14 protein-coding genes are annotated in these 19,551 nt (G+C 35.7%); 4 read left to right on the top strand and 10 right to left on the bottom strand.

The features are described from left to right. Positions 1-79 precede the first annotated feature (79 nt). The 10 genes from rpsA to JNL75_02020 form a co-directional block, all read right to left on the bottom strand. Positions 80-1,888 carry a 30S ribosomal protein S1 gene (rpsA, locus tag JNL75_02065; protein ID MBL7788602.1) on the bottom strand — a complete coding sequence of 603 codons (1,809 nt, stop codon included), beginning with the start codon at positions 1,886-1,888 and terminating at the stop codon, positions 80-82. A gap of 95 nt (positions 1,889-1,983) precedes the next feature. Next, entirely contained in the window at positions 1,984-2,847 is an 864-nt protein-coding gene (locus tag JNL75_02060; GenBank protein MBL7788601.1) for a hypothetical protein, read from the bottom strand. Beyond that, positions 2,837-3,424, bottom strand: a complete 588-nt coding sequence (locus JNL75_02055) for a hypothetical protein (GenBank protein ID MBL7788600.1) — start codon at positions 3,422-3,424, stop codon at positions 2,837-2,839. The genes JNL75_02060 and JNL75_02055 overlap by 11 nt, the downstream gene beginning before the upstream one ends. A 6-nt stretch (positions 3,425-3,430) precedes the next feature. Continuing rightward, positions 3,431-4,672: a hypothetical protein gene (locus JNL75_02050; protein ID MBL7788599.1), complete on the bottom strand. Its 1,242-nt coding sequence runs from the start codon at positions 4,670-4,672 to the stop codon at positions 3,431-3,433. Then, the gene (locus JNL75_02045; protein MBL7788598.1) at positions 4,669-5,322 is read right to left on the bottom strand and encodes a hypothetical protein; all 654 of its coding nucleotides are present in this window, start codon (positions 5,320-5,322) and stop codon (positions 4,669-4,671) included. Before JNL75_02045 ends, JNL75_02050 begins: the two co-directional genes overlap by 4 nt. Beyond that, positions 5,258-6,256: a c-type cytochrome gene (locus JNL75_02040; GenBank protein ID MBL7788597.1), complete on the bottom strand. Its 999-nt coding sequence runs from the start codon at positions 6,254-6,256 to the stop codon at positions 5,258-5,260. The genes JNL75_02045 and JNL75_02040 overlap by 65 nt, the downstream gene beginning before the upstream one ends. After that, positions 6,253-7,038 (bottom strand): class I SAM-dependent methyltransferase, encoded by a 786-nt coding sequence (locus JNL75_02035; GenBank protein ID MBL7788596.1) that lies wholly within the window; start codon positions 7,036-7,038, stop codon positions 6,253-6,255. The genes JNL75_02040 and JNL75_02035 overlap by 4 nt, the downstream gene beginning before the upstream one ends. A 111-nt stretch (positions 7,039-7,149) precedes the next feature. Next, a complete protein-coding gene (locus JNL75_02030; protein MBL7788595.1) occupies positions 7,150-8,688 on the bottom strand; it encodes an acyl-CoA carboxylase subunit beta in 1,539 nt (512 codons plus the stop codon). Positions 8,689-8,882: 194 nt separating this feature from the next. Next, on the bottom strand, positions 8,883-9,623 hold the full coding sequence (locus tag JNL75_02025; protein MBL7788594.1) for a hypothetical protein: 741 nt from the start codon (positions 9,621-9,623) through the stop codon (positions 8,883-8,885). A 21-nt stretch (positions 9,624-9,644) separates the two neighbouring features. Continuing rightward, on the bottom strand, positions 9,645-10,436 hold the full coding sequence (locus JNL75_02020) for an OmpA family protein (GenBank protein ID MBL7788593.1): 792 nt from the start codon (positions 10,434-10,436) through the stop codon (positions 9,645-9,647). Positions 10,437-10,562: 126 nt separating this feature from the next. On the opposite strand from JNL75_02020, the gene JNL75_02015 reads away from it, so the two are divergent. The 4 genes from JNL75_02015 (at position 10,563) to JNL75_02000 (ending at position 19,424) form a co-directional block, all read left to right on the top strand. Beyond that, positions 10,563-17,132: a gliding motility-associated C-terminal domain-containing protein gene (locus JNL75_02015; protein MBL7788592.1), complete on the top strand. Its 6,570-nt coding sequence runs from the start codon at positions 10,563-10,565 to the stop codon at positions 17,130-17,132. 6 nt (positions 17,133-17,138) lie between these two features. Next, positions 17,139-18,353 (top strand): PorP/SprF family type IX secretion system membrane protein, encoded by a 1,215-nt coding sequence (locus tag JNL75_02010; GenBank protein MBL7788591.1) that lies wholly within the window; start codon positions 17,139-17,141, stop codon positions 18,351-18,353. 16 nt (positions 18,354-18,369) lie between these two features. Beyond that, positions 18,370-19,191, top strand: coding sequence for an AraC family transcriptional regulator (locus JNL75_02005; GenBank protein ID MBL7788590.1), 822 nt, complete (start codon positions 18,370-18,372; stop codon positions 19,189-19,191). A 65-nt stretch (positions 19,192-19,256) separates the two neighbouring features. After that, on the top strand, positions 19,257-19,424 hold the full coding sequence (locus JNL75_02000) for a hypothetical protein (GenBank protein ID MBL7788589.1): 168 nt from the start codon (positions 19,257-19,259) through the stop codon (positions 19,422-19,424). Positions 19,425-19,551: the final 127 nt, after the last annotated feature.

Raw genomic sequence — 19,551 nt, 5'->3', positions numbered from 1 at the left:
TTTTAGTTTAAGCTTGAACTAAAGTAAAATTAAAATGCCACCCCTAGCAGAGTGGCATTTATGATAAAGATTGATAATATTAATTTTCGTTCTTATCCATCTGTTCTTTAAGTGCTTGCAATGAATCTAAGTCACCTAATGTAGACTTATCAGTAGAAGCATTCAGTTTTTGCACGGCTTTTTTAGTTTTAAGAGCCTCAGCTTTTTTCTCATCATGCTCTGCAGCCTTTTCTTCTGCCTTTCGCTCTTCCCACACTCGTGTATGAGACACTAAGATTCGCTTATCATTTCTATCGAATTCAATAACCTTAAATTCATATTTCTGATCGATATCTATAATAGAACCATCTTCTTTCTTAGCATGTCTGGTAGGAGAAAACGCTTCTAAGCCATAAGGAAGGGCTACTTCAGCACCTTTTTCATCGCGCTTGATGACAGTAGCTTCATGAATACTGCCAACAGGGAATACTTTCTCAAATGTATCCCATGGATCTTCTTCAATCTGCTTATGTCCCAAGGTAATTTTACGAGCCTCATTATCTATCTCTAGTATAACTACATCAATTTCTTTACCTACAGAAGTGAACTCACTTGGATGACCATAACGCTTAGTCCAGCTTAGGTCAGAGATATGAACCATTCCTCCAATACCTTCTGCTAATTCTACGAATACCCCATAAGCCGTAATATTTTTCACAAGACCAGTATGCTTGGTACCTTTAGCAAATTTATCCGCAATGCCAGCCCATGGATCTTCTTGAAGATGTTTGATAGAAAGAGACATTTTTCTGTCATCATTTTCTATAGTCATGATTTTAGCTTTATGCGTATCGCCTACTTTGAAGAATTCACGACTATTTACAGGTTGATTAGACCAAGAAATCTCTGAAACGTGCACTAATCCTTCAACACCTGGTGTCAATTCTAAAAATGCACCATAGTCTTCTACATTCACTACTCTACCCTCAATAGTATCACCTACATTCAATTTCTCCATCATTTCATCCCATGGATGCTTGGTCAACTGCTTCATACCCAGAGAAATTCTCTTCTTATCATCATCAAAGTCAAGTACGACTACGTTTACCTTATCATTAACAGCTAAAATTTCGGTTGGATGCTGTATTCTACCCCAAGATATATCTGTAATATAAAGAAGACCATCTACACCTCCTAAGTCCATAAATGCTCCGAAGTCTGTGATATTCTTCACCACACCTTCTAGTACTTGACCTTTCTCTAATTGACCGATGATAGCTGCTCTCTGACCTTCAAGGTCAGCTTCAATAAGTGCTTTGTGAGATACGACTGCATTTTTAATCAACTCATTGATTTTTACAATCTTAAGATCCATAGTCTTACCTACATACTGATCGTAATCTGTGATAGGCTTCACATCGATTTGTGAACCAGGAAGGAAGGTTTCTAAGCCGTATACATCGGCGATCAAACCACCTTTAGTCTTAGACTTAATGTAACCAGTCACTATTTCTTCATTTGCATGAGAAGTTTTAATCTGCTCCCACGCTTTGAATAATTTTGCATTTTTTCTAGATAAAACAAGGTGACCTTTCTTGTCTTCTTTTGACATTACATACACCTCATATTCCTGACCAATTTCCAGTTTTTCAATATCTCTAAATTCAGATAATGGAACGAGTCCATCTGATTTAAAGCCTACGTTTAATACCACATCGGAAGAGGTAATGGCGGCTATTTTTCCAGAAATGATTTCGTGCTCATTGATCGTATTCAATGAGTTACCATACATTTCATCGTAATTTTTTCTTGTAGACTCGTCATAAGTAGTTACATTTCTTTTACTTACCGTCCAATCGAAGTCGTCGTGTGCAGTGTTATACGCTGCTTTGTTGTTTGAGTCTTGCATTGCAAGTTTAATTTTAAAGGGTTAACAATATTATGAATTCCCACTTTTTAAAAATGGGAGTGCAAAGATAGTCATAAAATATTAAAAATGAGGGATTATATTGGGAAAAATCGACATTTCCAGTTAAGAGACCAGAATGATTGTTTCTCTGCTCCAAACTGGGAATAAAAATTAGCGATGGACTCTATGCTAGAACCTTCAAAATCAATAACTTTTATTTCATTCTGTTCTATTATGGAATTGATTAAAAAACTCATGGCTTGCATTTTCTTACCTTCGTCAGAGGAATATGGAAAGAGCAAATAAACTCTATTTTTGAGTTGGACATACATTAATATAGCCACCTGTTTATTTTCAACCTTGTCCAAAGCATAATTGTATTTTAACAGGCTAGACTTTAACTTCCAAAAGTTTAACGCATATTTTTTGAAAACTAATTTTTTAAATAAAGGTAAACTGGCAAGAAATAACTCGAGAGCAACATGAGAGAGTTCTAAATTTAATTCAAGCTCCTTTTTCGCTTTCGACAAATTTTTAACTAGTAATGAAGAATAATTCTCCCTAATCTGATCTATGTTTTTATCCGATTTATCCAAAACAAAGTTAAATTTTTCAATAGCTTCACTTTCTTCTTTCCTATCCATTACAGCATAATCGATTTTCAGATTATTACTTTTAAGATAAGTCCAAGCACCTTCCCATTCTTCTTCACTCAATGGTCTATTATCAAACTTTTGACAAAATGGGGGCATGCATATATAAGGTAATATTCCCCACTTCTTTTTGCGATAAAATGGAAGAATCTTCTCATAATCTCCCCATACAAAACCATACCAATTATCTAGACAAACAGCATTCAGAAAATGAAATTCATCATAAATATCCATCTGATATCTTTCTACGCAGTCGTTCCACTTTGCTGCGTTAATTGCGGAACTGTGTAGAACTTTAAAATTCATGTTGTTGTATAATTACTTCTATTTCTTGCTTTAGTTTTTGATTATCGTGATAAAGATACGCACGAAAATCATGATGTGCAGCCTTTTCTATGACAGCTGGAGTATCGTCCCATAAATAAATAGGGTTCGACTCTTTTTCCGATATAGCCTTGTAAAAGTTCGCTTCGGACTTTAAATATCCTAAATCGCAACTAAAGTAAAAACAATCAAACTCATTGTCCAAACCTTGATTATATAATAAATATTCTTTTCGACACCTTTCCTGCTGTGATGCGATACCCACACGATACCCTAAAAGCCTATAATGTCTTATAAGTAAAAGTAATTCTCGATCAAGCTTGACATCATTGCGAAACCAATAATCTAAAAATTCATCTACTGACTTTTCCCATTTCCATATCTTTAAAAAAGTAGGCAACATCTCACTCAAATCCTTATCATTTGTCAAAGTATATGGAAATTCTGATTCAAAGAACTGACTAAATATTTGAGGGTCTACACCGAAATCTTTCGAATACGACGTGGTAAAATAATCTGATTTATTGAGCACACCATCAATATCTAAAAGAAAAACCATACTATCTTAAACCAATTTTTTCATTAACTCGATACTCGATTCGAAATTTTGTCGCCACTCATCTTCAGCAATAATGTCATTGTGAAAGATAGGAATAAAAACACCTCCATAATTTAATACCTCAGCATACAACTGCTGAAAATGCTCTTGAAAATTTGGTTTCCTATGATGCTTGAATATACTATCCATGATACATGGGGTATATATTTTCAAGTGGGTCTTTCTATTTTTGTTTAAATCAAAAAAATAAAATGGCAAACTCGTACTTGTGCGAAAACCTATATGTGTGCCATATCCGAGCGAAAAATCATTTTGAATACCATGTCGAATCAATACGTTAGCAGTTGTCTCTACATCAAATCGAAGATAATGAAAACGAACAGATTTTATGGGTCGCTGATGCAGTCTGGATAACCAATCATACTCTTCAGAGAAGAGTCCTCTTTCTTCTGCATAGTAGGAAGGGTGCAGTCCTACTTTGGCTTTGGATTGAAACTTATCTATCATAGCACGAAAAGCTTCACTGTCCCTTTGATTGTGGTGATCGACTTCCGAAGGATGCTCTGGACATAATATGAAAAATATAGATGTTAAATCTCCTAAAACATCGAGCATATAATCTGTTGTATCGTATTTATCTTTCGCATCTAGAAAAGAAAGTTCTTTTAAACTACGTTTTAACCATTTACCTAAAGATACATCGCGAGTATAAAATGGATGATCTATATCGACTGTCATGAGGGCTTTGGGTCTAGATAGCTTAAAATCAATGTCAGAAAATTTGTGTCGAAGCCACTTTCCAAACCATAGTATATATCGATTAACCATAGCTGTTTCCAGAAAACCGTACTGAAAGGCAATAGATTGAATAGCGGCGTAGCGTCCATGTTTATCTTTGACACAGGGTAAGTATTCCTCATAACGCGAAATCAAATAAAACATTGAGGCAAAAATATCGTAACCTATGCCATCGTATTCTACCGTTTTAAAAATGACAACTAAATCTTCTACGATTAACTTATGACATGACTGATGCTGGATATCTGTCTCCCACAATAACCTAGCCGCTGGCAAAGATGGTAGTCCAAGAATATATTCCCCATAAGACCATTTCATACGGTTATCCGCTGAGTTAAAAAAATCTTTATTCGAGGTTAATTCATAATCTATAGCCAAAGTTTCCTTCAGTACAAAGTCGAAGATATATTGCACTCTTGGACTAGGAGCAGGAATATAAATCAGCATCATTTCACAAAACTATGATTTCTTAAATATTTTTTCTTAAGCATAGTATTGGGTAAGTAGCAAACATCTTTTGTATCTTCATAGATGGCCATTAATACTTCAAATATAGGAGTAACGCCAATTTTATCAATAAATTGAAAATCTTTTTGAAAAAAATCATTTTCTAATGAAATTATATTCTCATTTAGCAATTTAATTTTTTCATTGATAGCTAAAAAATCAACCCTTGGCCTGAACATACCGACAACATCCTCTACTTGTATCACATTTAAATTAAACTTAGACATAAAATCTAAGGCTATTGACCATTCATTTTTACGATAAGCTGATAGCTCAATAATATTCGTGTTTAAATAATATTCTACAGCATTGATACCAAAAATATGTGAGCGAACTTTTGCTGGATAGATATATGCAGATTCTGCTATCGATTGCTTGACTGAGGATAAGAAAATGAGCTTATCTCTCAGTCCTGCATAAATGGGGAAATTCTCAGAATCGTCGTCAAAATTCAAATCAAAAATGATATCGAAGTTTTTGAAGTCTTCTTCATCATCCCCATCGGAAACTTCTATTTCATAAACCTTGTTATCTAACTTTTTTCTTAGAAGTTGACAGAGACTTTCCTCGCCTATGATGAGAATTTTTTCCATGAAGCAGATGATTAAATTGTGGGTCTGTGAGCGAAATTAAGAAATTTTCAATATCTAGCATATCTGTTTCCGTTAAATTCAACTTCTGTTTAACTAAACTGTCTTCATTAATGGGATTGGAAACTATTGAATATATATCATTATAATACTGAATGACCTCGTTAAGAGTTTTCATACTTCCGTCATGCATATAAGGTCCAGTGACCGCCACATTTCGCAAACCAGGCACTTTAAATTTACCTAAATCTGATGGGTCATTTGTGATTTGAAATCGTCCACTATCATTGTATCTCTTACCATCAAATAGCCCTATATTTCGAAACTCATCTCCGGTAAAATCTGGAGAAAAATGGCACTCAAAGCACTTATTCTTTTGGTCTAGAAATAGTTGATGTCCTCTTTTAGCGGAGGCAGAAATTGCATTCTCATCACCTCCCATATATTTATCAAAAGGACTTGTGGTCTCTAAAGTACGCTCAAACTCTGCTATTGCATTGAGTATATTCACTCGACTTGGATTCTCTTTATATACTTTTCTGAATAAGCCTTGATAAATTTTATCGTTTATAATTCTCTCAAAAGCATTATCCAAAAGAATATCCATTTCATTATGATCTTGGATAGGAAATGTAGCTTGCTCTTCAAGTGTTTTGGCTCGACCATCATAAAAAAACACTTCCCTTGAATTCATATTCATCACACTAGGACTATTGCGCTTACCTGCACGACCATAGACTCCAAGACTAACAGCAGAAGTATCTGCAAAAGCAAATTCAGGCTTATGACAGCTAGCACAGCTAATTTTATTATTCTTCGAAAGACGCGTATCAAAAAATAACTTTTTACCCAAGTCTGCTTTAGTTTCAACTCTTGTTTTCGAACTCAATGAAAACAGAAGACTTGCTACAAAAAACAAAAAAGAAATACGTATCATTTCCTTACCAAATAAAAAACACAAGTAGTTAGAAAATCGCGTATATGAGGAATCGCTTTAATAAATGAAAATTGAATTCGAGGTTTGAGTCCGAATTTATACTCATAGATGGGATTGAATAAATAATGCCTTTCATTCATGATGCTTAAATTCGTATCTTTCACTATTCGCTCAAACCTAGCCGTAGATATTCCTGTTTCTTTTATTTCAATGTAGGCCTCCGGAGAAGGCACTTTTAATATTTTTAGAAGCAATTTAAACAATGGCCAAGGAAGAACATGAGAATAAGGTAGCGTGGCGAAGATTTTGTTCGTAGAAATCTGCTGATGACCTCCAAAAGGCATATTGAATGGTGGGAAACCAAAGAAAATACAACCTCCTTTTTTCAAATACTGCTTTAAAACAGGCATCACCTTTTCCTGATCATGTATATGTTCTATGACATCTTTTAGAATAATTAAATCGAAATGTTCATTAAATTCAGATTGAAAACTTGAATCATAAATATTCTTGGCTATAAACTGTGCCTGATTATTTTGAATGTATTCCGCATTCAACTCTTTTGCCTTCTCTAATCTCGCAGCATCTAACTCCACACCTACTCCATAGCAACCTCGCTTTATAAATGCCTTTAATACACCTCCTTCAGCACAACCCACCTCTAAAACCTTCATTCCTTCCTTAACTGGAAATACTTCTTCAATAAATGGAATAACTGACTTCTCCGCATTTAGTGTCTGCATTTCGTAATACCATTGTGTGTTTGTATGAAATTCGTACATGTAAAATTGGTTAGTTAATATATTGAATGGTCGCTGTTAGAAGCAGCTTTTGTATTTTTAAGTATGCATTCATTTCGCACAATATTTAAATTAAAAATTCAGCAATCAAATCTAAAGAGGAATATTATCATGCTTTTTCTTAGGTAGATTAACTACTTTATTTTCTAACATGGTAAATGCTTTTATGACTTTCAATCGAGTTTCTCTAGGAAATATAACTTCATCAATAAACCCTCTAGCCGCAGCTTTATATGGATTGGCAAAGGTTTCTGTATACTCATTTTCTTTTTCTTTCCATGTAGCCTCTTTATCATTTGAAGCATTAATCTCATTTTTGAATATAATTTCTGCTGCTCCTTTTGCACCCATGACCGCTATCTCCGCACTAGGCCATGCTAAATTAACATCGGCGCCAATATGTTTAGAATTCATAACATCGTAGGCTCCTCCATAGGCTTTTCTGGTTATCACCGTAATTTTCGGAACTGTCGCTTCACTGAATGCAAAAAGCAATTTAGCTCCATTCGTGATAATCCCCTGCCACTCCTGATCTTTACCTGGAAGAAATCCAGGAACATCGACTAGGGTCAATAAAGGAATATTAAATGCATCGCAGAAACGAACGAAACGTGCCGCTTTTCTGCTCGAATTAATGTCTAAGACCCCTGCCAAACTGCTAGGTTGGTTAGCTACAATACCCACACTGCGTCCACCTATTCTACTAAATCCACAAATTATATTTTCTGCCCAGTCTTTATGAACTTCAAAAAAAGAATCTTGATCAATGATTCCTTCAATAACATCGTGCATATCATATGGCTGATTGGGACTAGCTGGTATGAGCGTGTCAAGTTTTTCTCGCGACTCATTCCCTATACTAAACTCATTTTGAAAAGCTGTATCTTCACAATTCTGAGGCAGATAACTTACCAATTTTCGAATCATGCTTAAACACTCAACCTCATTCGGTGCTTTAAAATGAGTTACCCCACTTATGCCTGAATGGGTATCAGCACCACCCAATTCTTCACTTGTGATATCTTCATGGGTAACGGTTTTTACGACATTAGGACCTGTTACAAACATATAACTGGTCTTCTCCACCATAAAAATAAAATCCGTAATAGCTGGAGAATAGACCGCACCGCCTGCACATGGCCCCATGATAGCTGATATCTGAGGTATCACGCCACTGGCTTTGGTATTTCTCCAAAAAATATCTGCATACCCCCCTAAGGAACTCACACCTTCTTGTATACGCGCACCTCCGCTATCATTCAAACCGATAATCGGTGATCCATTCTGAACTGCCAAATCCATGATTTTACATATTTTCTCTGCATGTGTCTCCGAAAGTGAACCTCCGAATACCGTAAAATCTTGAGAAAATACATAAACTAAACGCCCATCAATAGTCCCATGACCAGTCACTACGCCATCTCCGAGATACTTCTCATTTTGCATTTCGAAATCCGTGCACCGGTGCTCAACAAACATACCTATTTCCTCAAAAGAACTTGGATCTAGAAGTATCTCTATGCGCTCCCGTGCAGTAAGTTTTCCTTTCTTATGCTGAGATTCTATGCGTTTCTCTCCTCCTCCTTGCTGAGCGAGTTTCCTGTAATGTTCTAGTTTTTCAAATGCGTTCATCTTTTAATATTCGATAAAAGACAAACTTACGATTTTTTAAAATAATGAAGGAGTTTTGAAGTTTTGCGCCCCAAATTCACAAAATTCTATTTATTAACACAACTTTCCTAGTGTCTTCTCGCTAATGTTTAACCTCTGGGAAGACAATTTAGCACTTAATTCATAAAGAGTGAAAAACAGCTCTTGTTAAACAACTAAAGCCTCCTCCCGCCTTTCAGCTTTTCCGTGAGTGCTTTGAAGGCGTCGGTTTTACCATCTCTTAGAAGAGCAGCCTGCTCTGGCCAGGTTTCAGGCACATGCACTCGGAAGCGAGGACCGGCCTTATCCAGCAATTCATCGAGCTCACTGACTGTTTTACTAGCTAATTGTTCATAGGTGAATATTTGATTTTCATTGAGCATCTTTTCTAAAGCAGGTCCTATACCTTCTATCACTTTGAGATCATCGCTAGCGCTACTTTTCTTTTTAATAGATGGTTGTGTTGATTTCTCATTTTCGGTTTTATTGGACTCAAGGTCTCCTAGAGTCTTGACCTCTGCATTTTTAAGTGAAGCTAAGGCAGAAATTTCTCCAAGAGTTGTGGTTTCTTGTTTAGGTTTCATGCTGCCTCCACCTTGACCACCGACTTTCTTAATAGCACTTTTTAATCCTGAGACTTGTGAAGATTCATCTGTTTCTCCTTTTAATCGATTGATTTCTAATCGAAGTCTTTCTATTTGCTCTGCTAAATCACCTGTAGTCTCGAAGCCACTAGAACTTGAATTTTGTTCAATGATATATTCTTTCTTTCTAAATCCGATAAAATGTCTTAATAAGAACCCAATAAGGGCAGCACCTAAAAGCATGAGCAGAATGTGGGCCGTGGCATCGCTTCCGTCATATTTCTCCGTTAGATTTTGTCCAAAAGCATTTAAAATTAGGAATGATTTTATCATAATTAATAAATTTGAATGAATTTAAAGAATAATTACCTCTACTCGTCTATTTAGTGAGCGATTTTCAGGTGTAGAGTTATTTACCTTAGGGGCACTTGAACCTTTTCCCTCGCATTCTATTTTGTCTTCAGGTATACCCAGTTTTATCAGACGATCTCGCACAGTATGTGTTCTATTTAAGGATAAGATCTGATTCGATTCTTCATCCCCTAGATTATCTGTATGCCCTACCAATTTTATCTTTTTACCAATGGATGTTTGAACTAATTCGTTCAAAAAAGATTCTAGCACCTCACTTTTTATTTCACTATCTGAGTTCGAAGGGAAATAAACCTCCGAAATACCGTGATGGGTAACAATCTGCACCGCTTCACTATTTAAATCTAACTCTACAGCTTTATCTACCATAGTAGCTATACTTAAGCTATCTGTGAATTCAAGTTGCTGACTATGACTAAAAACGCTAATTTTATTAGAATCAAGTCCACGATTTATTAGGAGCTGTTTTAAGACATTTGCTCTAGCCAAACCTAAATTTTCATATTCAGAATGATTCACCTCGTCACTAGAATAATAACCTACAATTTCAATATTATTGAATTTACTCAACTGAATTATAGAATCTGAATAAATATCAAAATTTCCTAAAACATAAGCATGAGAATTCTTAAAAAACCTTAATGGAAAAGACTGTTCATGAATTGAACTATCAGACTCGGGACACAGATTTTTAATGTCACAAACGTAATATCTACTACATAAAATGATATAAAATATGAGAGCGAAAAGAAGCAATACACTCTTTAAATTCATGATTAGATTTTAAAACTATAGCAAATGTATATAAAAAAATGATTTATATGCTAAAAAATCCTTGAAGATTTTGCTCTAATTAGCTATATTTGTGAGACTAATATATCTAAGCAACAAAACTTTAATGTGAGAAAAATCCTTAGTTTTCTTTCGCTTTTGGTCATGCATACACTCTGTCTCGCACATAGTGGGCAGTCTAGTAAGCTGATTTATATCGAAAACAAAGGACAATGGCATAATAATGTACGGTATAAAACCGCTATTCGCAATGGTGCTATCTATTTAGAAAACAACAAAATAACTGTCAATGTCACCGAAAATAATAGCCACAAATTTGACTCCAGTTTTGATTTTAACCGAATATGTAAAGGACATGCTTATAATATTGAGTTCATCAATAGTAACATGAATACTCAAATAGTAGCTGAAAAAAAGTTTCAAGAATATTTCAATTATTTTCTAGGCGATGACCCTACAAAATGGCAAGGTGGCTGCAATGGCTATGAAGACATTCGATATAAAGATATCTATCCAAACATTGACCTCGTTATTAGTTCAAAGTATTTTCAACCTAAATATACTTTTTATTTGCGTGCAGGGGCCAAGGTAGGAGATATTCAGATGAAATTTAATGGACTTTCGGGTATCTACATTGATGCCAAAGGAGATCTGGTATCCACAACCGTACTAGGGGATGTGGTTGATGAGAAGCCTATCACTTTTCTCCATCAAGAAGGTCAAATTAGTGATATTTCTAGCAATTTTATTCTTGAAAATAATATCTTAAGTTTCCAAGCTGATATTAAAAATATTAAAGAAAATCAAGTTTTGGAAATAGATCCGCAAATTATATTTAGTTCCTACAGCGGCTCTACTGGAGATAATTTTGGCGCCTCAGCGACTTATGATAATGCAGGTAACCTCTATGGCACTGGGTTAGTTTTTGCAACAGGATATCCTACAACTATTGGAGCCTACCAAACCACCTTCGGTGGTCAATCAGACGTGGGAATTACAAAATTTAGTCCTACGGGAAATGCTAGAATTTATTCAACCTACATCGGGGGTTCCAGCTATGATGTACCGCATAGCTTGGTAGTAGATGCTAACAATAGACTTATACTGCTTTCTACCACAAGCTCCTCTAATTTTCCAACAACAGTAGGTGCTTTTAGAACGACATTCTCTGGTGGTCCTGCTCTATCAGGAATTGCCTCTTTGAATGGATTAGGTATTTCATATCCCAATGGAGCAGATATAGTCATAACGAAATTTAATCCAGCTGGAACTGGATTGGTTGGGTCTACGTTTTTTGGTGGATCTAGCACTGACGGAGTAGGAATTAGCACGGATTTAGTTAAGAACTATGGCGACGGTATTCGAGGAGAAATAGAAACGGATACATCTGGGAATATTTATCTAGCATCATTGTCGAATTCCAATAATTTACCAACTGTTGCAGGAGGGTTTAAGACAACAAATACAGGCGGCTACGATGGTATCCTAGCTAAATTTAATACAAATTTAACTACATTATTAGCATTTACCTATATAGGTGGATCAGGAGATGATGCCATCTATGATTTATGTTTTGATAATACTGGAAATATAATTGCGGCAGGTGGTACAGCCTCTTCAAATATAGGCGCAACTGCGGGGGTTGTGAACGGAAGTTACAGTGGATCTACAGATGGAATGATTGTATCGCTTAATAATAATCTAACTTCTCTCAGATTCGCTACCTACTATGGCACCAGTAGTTATGATCAGATTTACTTTGTAGAAACTGATAATTCCAATCAAGTTTATGTATTAGGGCAAACTACACATAATAGTACGAATTATTACTTAGTAAGTGCCGCATACTCTATTCCACATACGGGGCAGTTCGTATCTATTCTCAACTCAACAGTTACTACCAAGGTTCGATCAACCATGTTTGGTCGAGGAAATCAAAACCCTGATATCTCTCCCACAGCTTTCTTAGTAGACTATTGTGATAAAATCTTCATTACCGGATGGGGTAGCAATTTAGGCTCATTCAATACATTTTCACTTACGACAAGTGGTCTTCCTGTAACAGCCAATGCTTTTCAATCCACTACGCTTGGGAATGGATTTTATATGATGATTTTGGAGGGAAATTTGAGTGCCTTGTACTATGGTAGTTTTTTTGGTGGTACTACAGCCCTATCACAAGAACATGTCGATGGAGGTACGAGTCGATTTGATAAAAATGGGATCGTCTATCATGCCGTCTGTGCTGGATGCGGTGGACAGCAAAATTTCCCAATCTACCCCAATGCAGCATCTGTAATAGGTCCTACCAACAATAGCTCAAATTGTAATCTTGGGGTCTTTAAGTTTGATTTCGGACTTCCAGTCTCAGCCGATTTCTCCTATACACCAGCTTGCGCCCCCGCTAATATTAAAATGAATAATTTTAGTCATACGGTTAGTAATAATACTCAGTTTTTTTGGTTATTTAGCAATGGTGCAACCTCCACATTAAAAGAGCCTACTATAACTTTTACTACACCAGGAATTTACACGGCAAGACTCGTGGTGCGGGATACCACTTCCTGCAATATTACAGATACTATGATTAAATCTATCATTGTACTCGGTACAACTGCAGATACTTTAACAGACAAGACAATCTGCACGGGGAGTTCTACTCGTATTGGATTTACCAATATTGTAGATACTGGTCTTACTTTCAGATGGTCTCCAACTTCAACTTTAGATGATACTACAATATTAGCTCCATTTGCTTCTCCTTCTATTACAACTAAGTATAGACTTATCATTCAAAAAACCGGTTGTACAGATACCTTTTATCAAAATGTCATAGTAGACACTCCTAAAGCCTTAACTATATTAGGAGATAGTTTGTCTTGTATTGGAGCAAAAGCTATATACACAACTAACAAGTACCCGCAAGGTAGCTACGACTGGCTTCCTAAAAATATACTTTCTCGCTCAAATAAAGATACTGCAGAGTATTCTTTCTCCGCCTTACCTATCACTATCTCTGTAAGCTATACAAGTGCTCATGGTTGTATTAGTTCTGCCACTAAAACAATTTTTGGAGGGAGTCCAGACCTCCATTTGAATGCAGACACCATAGCCTGTAAAGGAGACGTCATAACTCTCATAGCGAAATCTAACTTTCAAGGAGGCATATTTACTTTTTCCCCTACAATTACTCCTATATATCAAAATGCAGATACTACCAGATTTATAGTGGATACTACTTTCACCCTTGTTGTCACGAAAACCATATCTGCTAGTTGTATTGCCAAAGATTCTATAAGAATAAAATTGTTAAAAGATGCTGTGAACTGGCAGGTAGATAGTATCCTCTGCTGGAATGAAGATGTAGTAGCCACGGCCAATACCAATATGAATTATACCATAGTTTGGCAGCCTTCAGCAACTTTAATTACCCCACAGAGCACCAGTCCTGCAAGATTCAATTTTAGTAATACGAATAGGAAAGTATTCATAGAAGCTACTCACAATCAAAAAAGTTATTGTCAGTTTAAAGATTCAGCATTGGTTAAATTCATAGACTTATTTATGAATATAACTGCGGACACACTCAAGTGTAAAGATAGCTTGGTCACAATTAAGCATAATAGTTCAAAAGGCGCCAATGTTCAGTGGAGCCCAGCCTCCCTGCTTATCAATCAAACGGATACATCCGCCACGTTCCGTGTGCCACAAACAAGCTTTTATCGGATGACTGTCGTAGACAATAACTGTATTGAATCTGATTCATTAAAGATACGTATCGTCAATGATCTCATAAAAATCACTGGAGATTCTCTCATATGCCCTGGAGATACAGCTGCCATTCGAGCCACCTTGATGAGTGGATCTAACTATCAGTGGACTCCCTTTCCTCCAATTATAGGTAGGTCAGATACTGCTCATATTAGAGTGAAACCTATTCAATCACAGCTCTTTTTTGTACATATTCAAGACACCCAAAAATGCTATATTTTAGATTCTTTTCTGGTAAGACATCTAGATACTTCTCATACTGCTGAAGCAGATTTTACCGCGAATACGAATTGTCAAAATTTATCCATCAATTTCACAAATACCTCGCGAAGTGTAGCTGCTAATCCTAGCTATGTATGGAATTTTAATGGTCAAGGAACATCTACTCAAACGAATCCTAGTTTTACATTTACTAGTTACGGTTTACAAAATGTTACTTTAATAATCAATGACAATTTAGCTTGTAATAAAACAGATACTATAGTAAAACCAATATATATTCTCAATAATGCCTTTACGACATTGCCACAGATTAAAAGCTGCAAAGGAGACTCTGTCACTATAGGTTTAACTGGAATAGTAGATCCTAACGCTACCATATCGTGGACTCCTAGCAGTCAAATGACAGGAGGCAACACATTTTCTCCAAAGGTTAAGGTCAATACTCAAACTACTTTTCGTGCCTATCTCACGAAAAATGGGTGTACAGATACCATAGAACAAACCGTCTTAATAGACACCGCCAAACCACTAACTATAAATGGCCCTAATATTGTATGTAATCTAGAAGAAGCCCTATACACTGGAACCAAGTATGCTCTAGGAAGCTATCAATGGGAGCCATTCACTCAAATCGCATATCAAAATAGAGATAGTGCACGTATTATTATTAATTCTAATAGTTATGTAAAAGCGACCTACATATCAGAATACAATTGTGTATCGCGAGATAGCATGCTCGTGCAGGTGGTCAATACTGCGCTGAATCTACAAATGGATACAATAGGATGTAAAAATGAAATTTTAACGATAAATTTTTCATCTAATTTACTTGGTGGTCAATATAGTTTTAATCCGAGTTCGAATATCATATCTCAGGGAGCTACCTCTGCTCAGTATCGCGTAGATACCACCCGAACTATTAGTGTAGAGTATCGTGTCAATAACGCATGCTTCGCTACAAAAACAATTCATTTTAAACTTTTACAAGATGCTGTCAATTGGCAACCAGATACCATAACTTGTAAAGGATTAAACACAACTGCGATAGCTAATGTCAATCCTCTATGGAATATCTTATGGAATCCACCAGGATTATTGCAATCTGCCCAGGGAGTATCGCCAGCTACCTTTGGTCCATTTAACTCTGACAGCACTATTTATTTCCAAGCTACCCTCAATTCAAGACCAAGTTGTCAGTTCAGAGATACTGCTCGGGTTCGTTTGTTTGAAAATTTGATAAATATTCAAGGACCGAATAGCAACTGTAAAGATAGTTTTATCAGATTATCTGCCAATCTTATACCGAATACAACCTATACGTGGGGGCCAAACAATGCCCTATTTAATGCGCTACTAAATACAGCTGTTTTCAAAACAGATGTCAGCAGAAACTACTTCGTTTCAGCAAGATTTAAAAATCTTTGTACAGCAGTAGATACTCATTTTGTGTTCGCTGGAAACCCAGACTTAAAATTATGGGCTGATACTATGATATGTGCAGGTGATACCGTATCGCTGAATGCTACTCCATTGAATGGAGCTACTTATCAATGGTCAACAGGTGCTACTACGAGCAAGACTATAGTAACCGTAGTACAACCAAGCACTTATAAACTCACGGTAGTAGATTCTAATAATTGTCATTTAAAGGATTCTTTAAATATCAAAATCTTTAGTAACTCATCATTTAAATTTTTAAGTCGAGATTCTACAGTTTGCCGATTTGATACCGTAAAATTAGAAGTACCAAATATAGCCAATGTGAGCTATCAATGGGCGCCATCTCAGCCTATTCTCTCTGGTCAAGGCACCCATAAAATCAGAGCTTGGATAGATAAAGATACTAAGTTCTATATTAATGCTATTTTAAGCCGGGGTATTAGCTGCTCTGTAATAGATAGTATCAATATGCGAAAAGACACCTTGTATCTCAAAATTGCTGGCAATAAAATAGTTTGCAAAGGTGACACTATAACTTTGAATGCGAATTTTAGTCCAACCTTTACCTATAGCTGGACACCAAATAACTGGATAACCAATAACAAAAATATCGTAAGCTATAAAATTATTGACTCTACGCTTATTCGCTGCGTTGCCGTGAGCAGTTTATTTACGAAATGTAAATATAGAGACTCGATTAAGGTAGATTACAGTAGGTACTTAGACGACCTTAATGTCACTGCTAATCCTAGTAGAATTGAGTATGGTTCTAAAACCATATTGCAGGCCAGTGCCTCTAATATCGTAGGATACGTATGGTCTCCTGCCAAAACCCTCGATAATAGATTTATACCGATACCAGAAGCTAAGCCAGATACAACCACAACGTATTATGTAGAAGTGCGAGATCCACTGGGGTGCAGAAGTGGAGATTCTGTCGTTGTCACTGTATTTTATGAAATATGTGAAGACCCCGAAGTATATCTTCCTACAGGCTTTACGCCAAATAAAGATGGCAAGAATGATGCCCTCTATGTCATGGGTGATAATATCATGAAAATGCATTTAATGATTTATGATCGATGGGGACAAGTCGTATTCGAAAGCAATAATCAGAAAAAAGGCTGGGATGGCACCTACAAAGGAATAGAACTAGAACCAGGTGTATTCGCATATCATCTCTATGTAGAATGTATAGGAGGCGCCAGTATGAGCAAGAAAGGGAATATTACGATATTAAAATAGTGGTCGGTGGTCAGTGGAGAGTGGTCAGTGGTTACCTTATTTAGCAATTTGAACATAGAATTAAGCAAGATTTCTTTTAAGCCTGATTTGAAACAAAAAAACAAGAGACCCATTCTAACTACCAATCATTACTTAGTGAAACTTTGTGCAATACTTCGCGTAACTTTGTGCTACAATAATAAAAATGTATACGCAAAAAAGCTAGTCTCTATTCTTCTCCTTATTCTTTTTTCTTTAACTCTTAGTTTCCTCCGTAGTCAAGACTTACATTTTTCCCAGTATTATCGTACCCCTATCTTTCTAAATCCAGCTAATACCGGTGCTATGGAGGAAGATATAAGACTCATGGCTATAGCCAGAAATCAATGGGCGACTATTCCGGTGAATTATAACTCGATAGGTATAAGCGCCGATATGAATTTCCCATTTAAATTGACCAAAGATAAATTTGGTTTGGGACTACAAGTGCTAGCGGATAGAGCAGGAGACTCTAAATTTACGACATTCCAGGCTACTGGATCTGGTGCTTATCATCTTATCACCTCTGGTCTCAATTTCATGATACTATCTATAGGTGCGAATGTCAATTATATCAATAGAAGTTATAACCCTGAGCTTCTCAGATTTCCAGAACAGTTCAATGGGGATTATTTCGACCCAAGCCTGCCAGTCACAGAGCAGTTTGATAGACTGAGCCTCAATTTTTTTGATTTTGGGATAGGATTAAACTATCAACAAACTTTTATGCAGGAGCATATCTTAGGGATTGGAGCCTCTATGCAGCACCTACTTTCTTCCGAGCAGAATTTTTTAAGAAAATCTACGAATACCTTGTTGCAAAATAGAATAAATATTTATGTCAACGGAGAATTCAGAATCGGCAAAGGATATAGTATTATTCCTCTTTTTTTCTATCAGTATCAGGATAAAAAATATGAAATCGTTTTCGGCGGCGGTGTAGGTATGAATCTGGCACCTAAAAGTAAAGAGCGAAATAAACTTAAACTGGGAGTGAGTTGGAGAGCAGGCGATGCCTTTATCCCATGGGTTCAATACGACATCAAACGCTCATCAATTCAACTGAGCTATGACATGAATACTTCCCCTCTCCGCATAGCGAGCAATAGTTATGGTGGATTAGAATTATCATTTGGATATCTGCTACAGGTAAGACCAGAGAAGGAACGATATTATGATTTCTGTCCGTTTATTTGGTTCTAAAAATATCATTCAACACATGTTCGTCAAAACCATAAAACCGAGCCGTTTACTTGAAGAATATATTGAAAATTATATTTATATAGAAGGTAATAATAAAGGAATAAGTTTACCTAAGACAAATATGAGTTTGGTATTTAACTTAGGCGATGCCTTCAAGCTATTCCATGATAATAGTTTCTCTTCAGCTGCCAATTATTACAAACATTGGATAGCTGGAATACAAACCAAACCAAACTATGTAGAAAGTTATGGTAAGAGCCGTATGTTTACCATTCAATTCAAAATTGTAGGGTGCTATGCGTTTTTTAAAGAGCCACTCTCTCTTTTTAAGAATGAATTTATAACACTTGACAATGTTTTCTCCTATGAAGCAGAAGAAATCTGGGAGAAAATGCTTTCTGCGAAAACCCTCGAGGAACAAGTATTGATTATAGAGGATTTTTTATTCGAAAAGTTAATTAAGAAAAAAATAAACTACAACAAGATAAAAGGAATCAAAACTCTACTAAATGAAAACAATTTATCTAATGTAAATGCTATGACTAAAGAGCTAAATACGTCACGTAAGCATCTAAATCAACTATTTAATAATTATATAGGTGTTTCTACTAAAACTTTGCTTTCAATTATTAGAATAAACGATTCTTACCGGATAATTTCTAAAGAAAATCAAGACAATCTTTCGATTTTAGCTTATGAAATGAATTATGCTGATCAAGCACATTTTAACAATAACTTCAAGCAGTTAACTGGTTTAACACCAACAGAATATATTCATATTTATAGGTCATTTCCATCTATGAAAATCACACCTCATTATATTCCTTTTCTTAAATAGGTAACATTTTTACAATTAACCACTTAACACAATATATATTTTTGCATTCAATTAAATTTTAACAAATGAAGCGTAATATAATTTCTGTCATCGTAGGTATAATCACAGCAGGTTTAATCTTTACCATTGTGGAAACAATTAATATGAAACTACACCCTTTCCCTGCGGAGATAGATCTAAATGACAAAGTTGGTTTAAAAAATCATTTTAGCCAACTACCTGTCTTATCCTGAAAAAACTTGACAGTTTTTCAAACCAAATTAGGTATGAAGAATAATCAAAATCAATTAGGAAAGGATAATCCTTTAAAAATCAATTTTAAATTTAAAACAAGTGATCCAAATCAAATAGCACTAAGGC

The sequence above is a fragment of the Chitinophagales bacterium genome (genome assembly GCA_016787225.1).
In the GTDB taxonomy this organism is placed as follows: Bacteria; Bacteroidota; Bacteroidia; order Chitinophagales; family JADJOU01; genus CHPMRC01.
The sequence above is the reverse complement of the archived record's forward strand: the minus strand, read 5'-3'. Positions and strand labels throughout refer to the sequence as shown.

Coding starts and splice junctions, on each gene's coding strand:
- rpsA (MBL7788602.1), bottom strand. CDS start 1,888: ATGCAAGACTCAAACAACAAAGCAGCGTATAACACTGCACACGACGAC.
- JNL75_02060 (MBL7788601.1), bottom strand. CDS start 2,847: ATGAATTTTAAAGTTCTACACAGTTCCGCAATTAACGCAGCAAAGTGG.
- JNL75_02055 (MBL7788600.1), bottom strand. CDS start 3,424: ATGGTTTTTCTTTTAGATATTGATGGTGTGCTCAATAAATCAGATTAT.
- JNL75_02050 (MBL7788599.1), bottom strand. CDS start 4,672: ATGATGCTGATTTATATTCCTGCTCCTAGTCCAAGAGTGCAATATATC.
- JNL75_02045 (MBL7788598.1), bottom strand. CDS start 5,322: ATGGAAAAAATTCTCATCATAGGCGAGGAAAGTCTCTGTCAACTTCTA.
- JNL75_02040 (MBL7788597.1), bottom strand. CDS start 6,256: ATGATACGTATTTCTTTTTTGTTTTTTGTAGCAAGTCTTCTGTTTTCA.
- JNL75_02035 (MBL7788596.1), bottom strand. CDS start 7,038: ATGTACGAATTTCATACAAACACACAATGGTATTACGAAATGCAGACA.
- JNL75_02030 (MBL7788595.1), bottom strand. CDS start 8,688: ATGAACGCATTTGAAAAACTAGAACATTACAGGAAACTCGCTCAGCAA.
- JNL75_02025 (MBL7788594.1), bottom strand. CDS start 9,623: ATGATAAAATCATTCCTAATTTTAAATGCTTTTGGACAAAATCTAACG.
- JNL75_02020 (MBL7788593.1), bottom strand. CDS start 10,436: ATGAATTTAAAGAGTGTATTGCTTCTTTTCGCTCTCATATTTTATATC.
- JNL75_02005 (MBL7788590.1), top strand. CDS start 18,370: ATGTTCGTCAAAACCATAAAACCGAGCCGTTTACTTGAAGAATATATT.
- JNL75_02000 (MBL7788589.1), top strand. CDS start 19,257: ATGAAGCGTAATATAATTTCTGTCATCGTAGGTATAATCACAGCAGGT.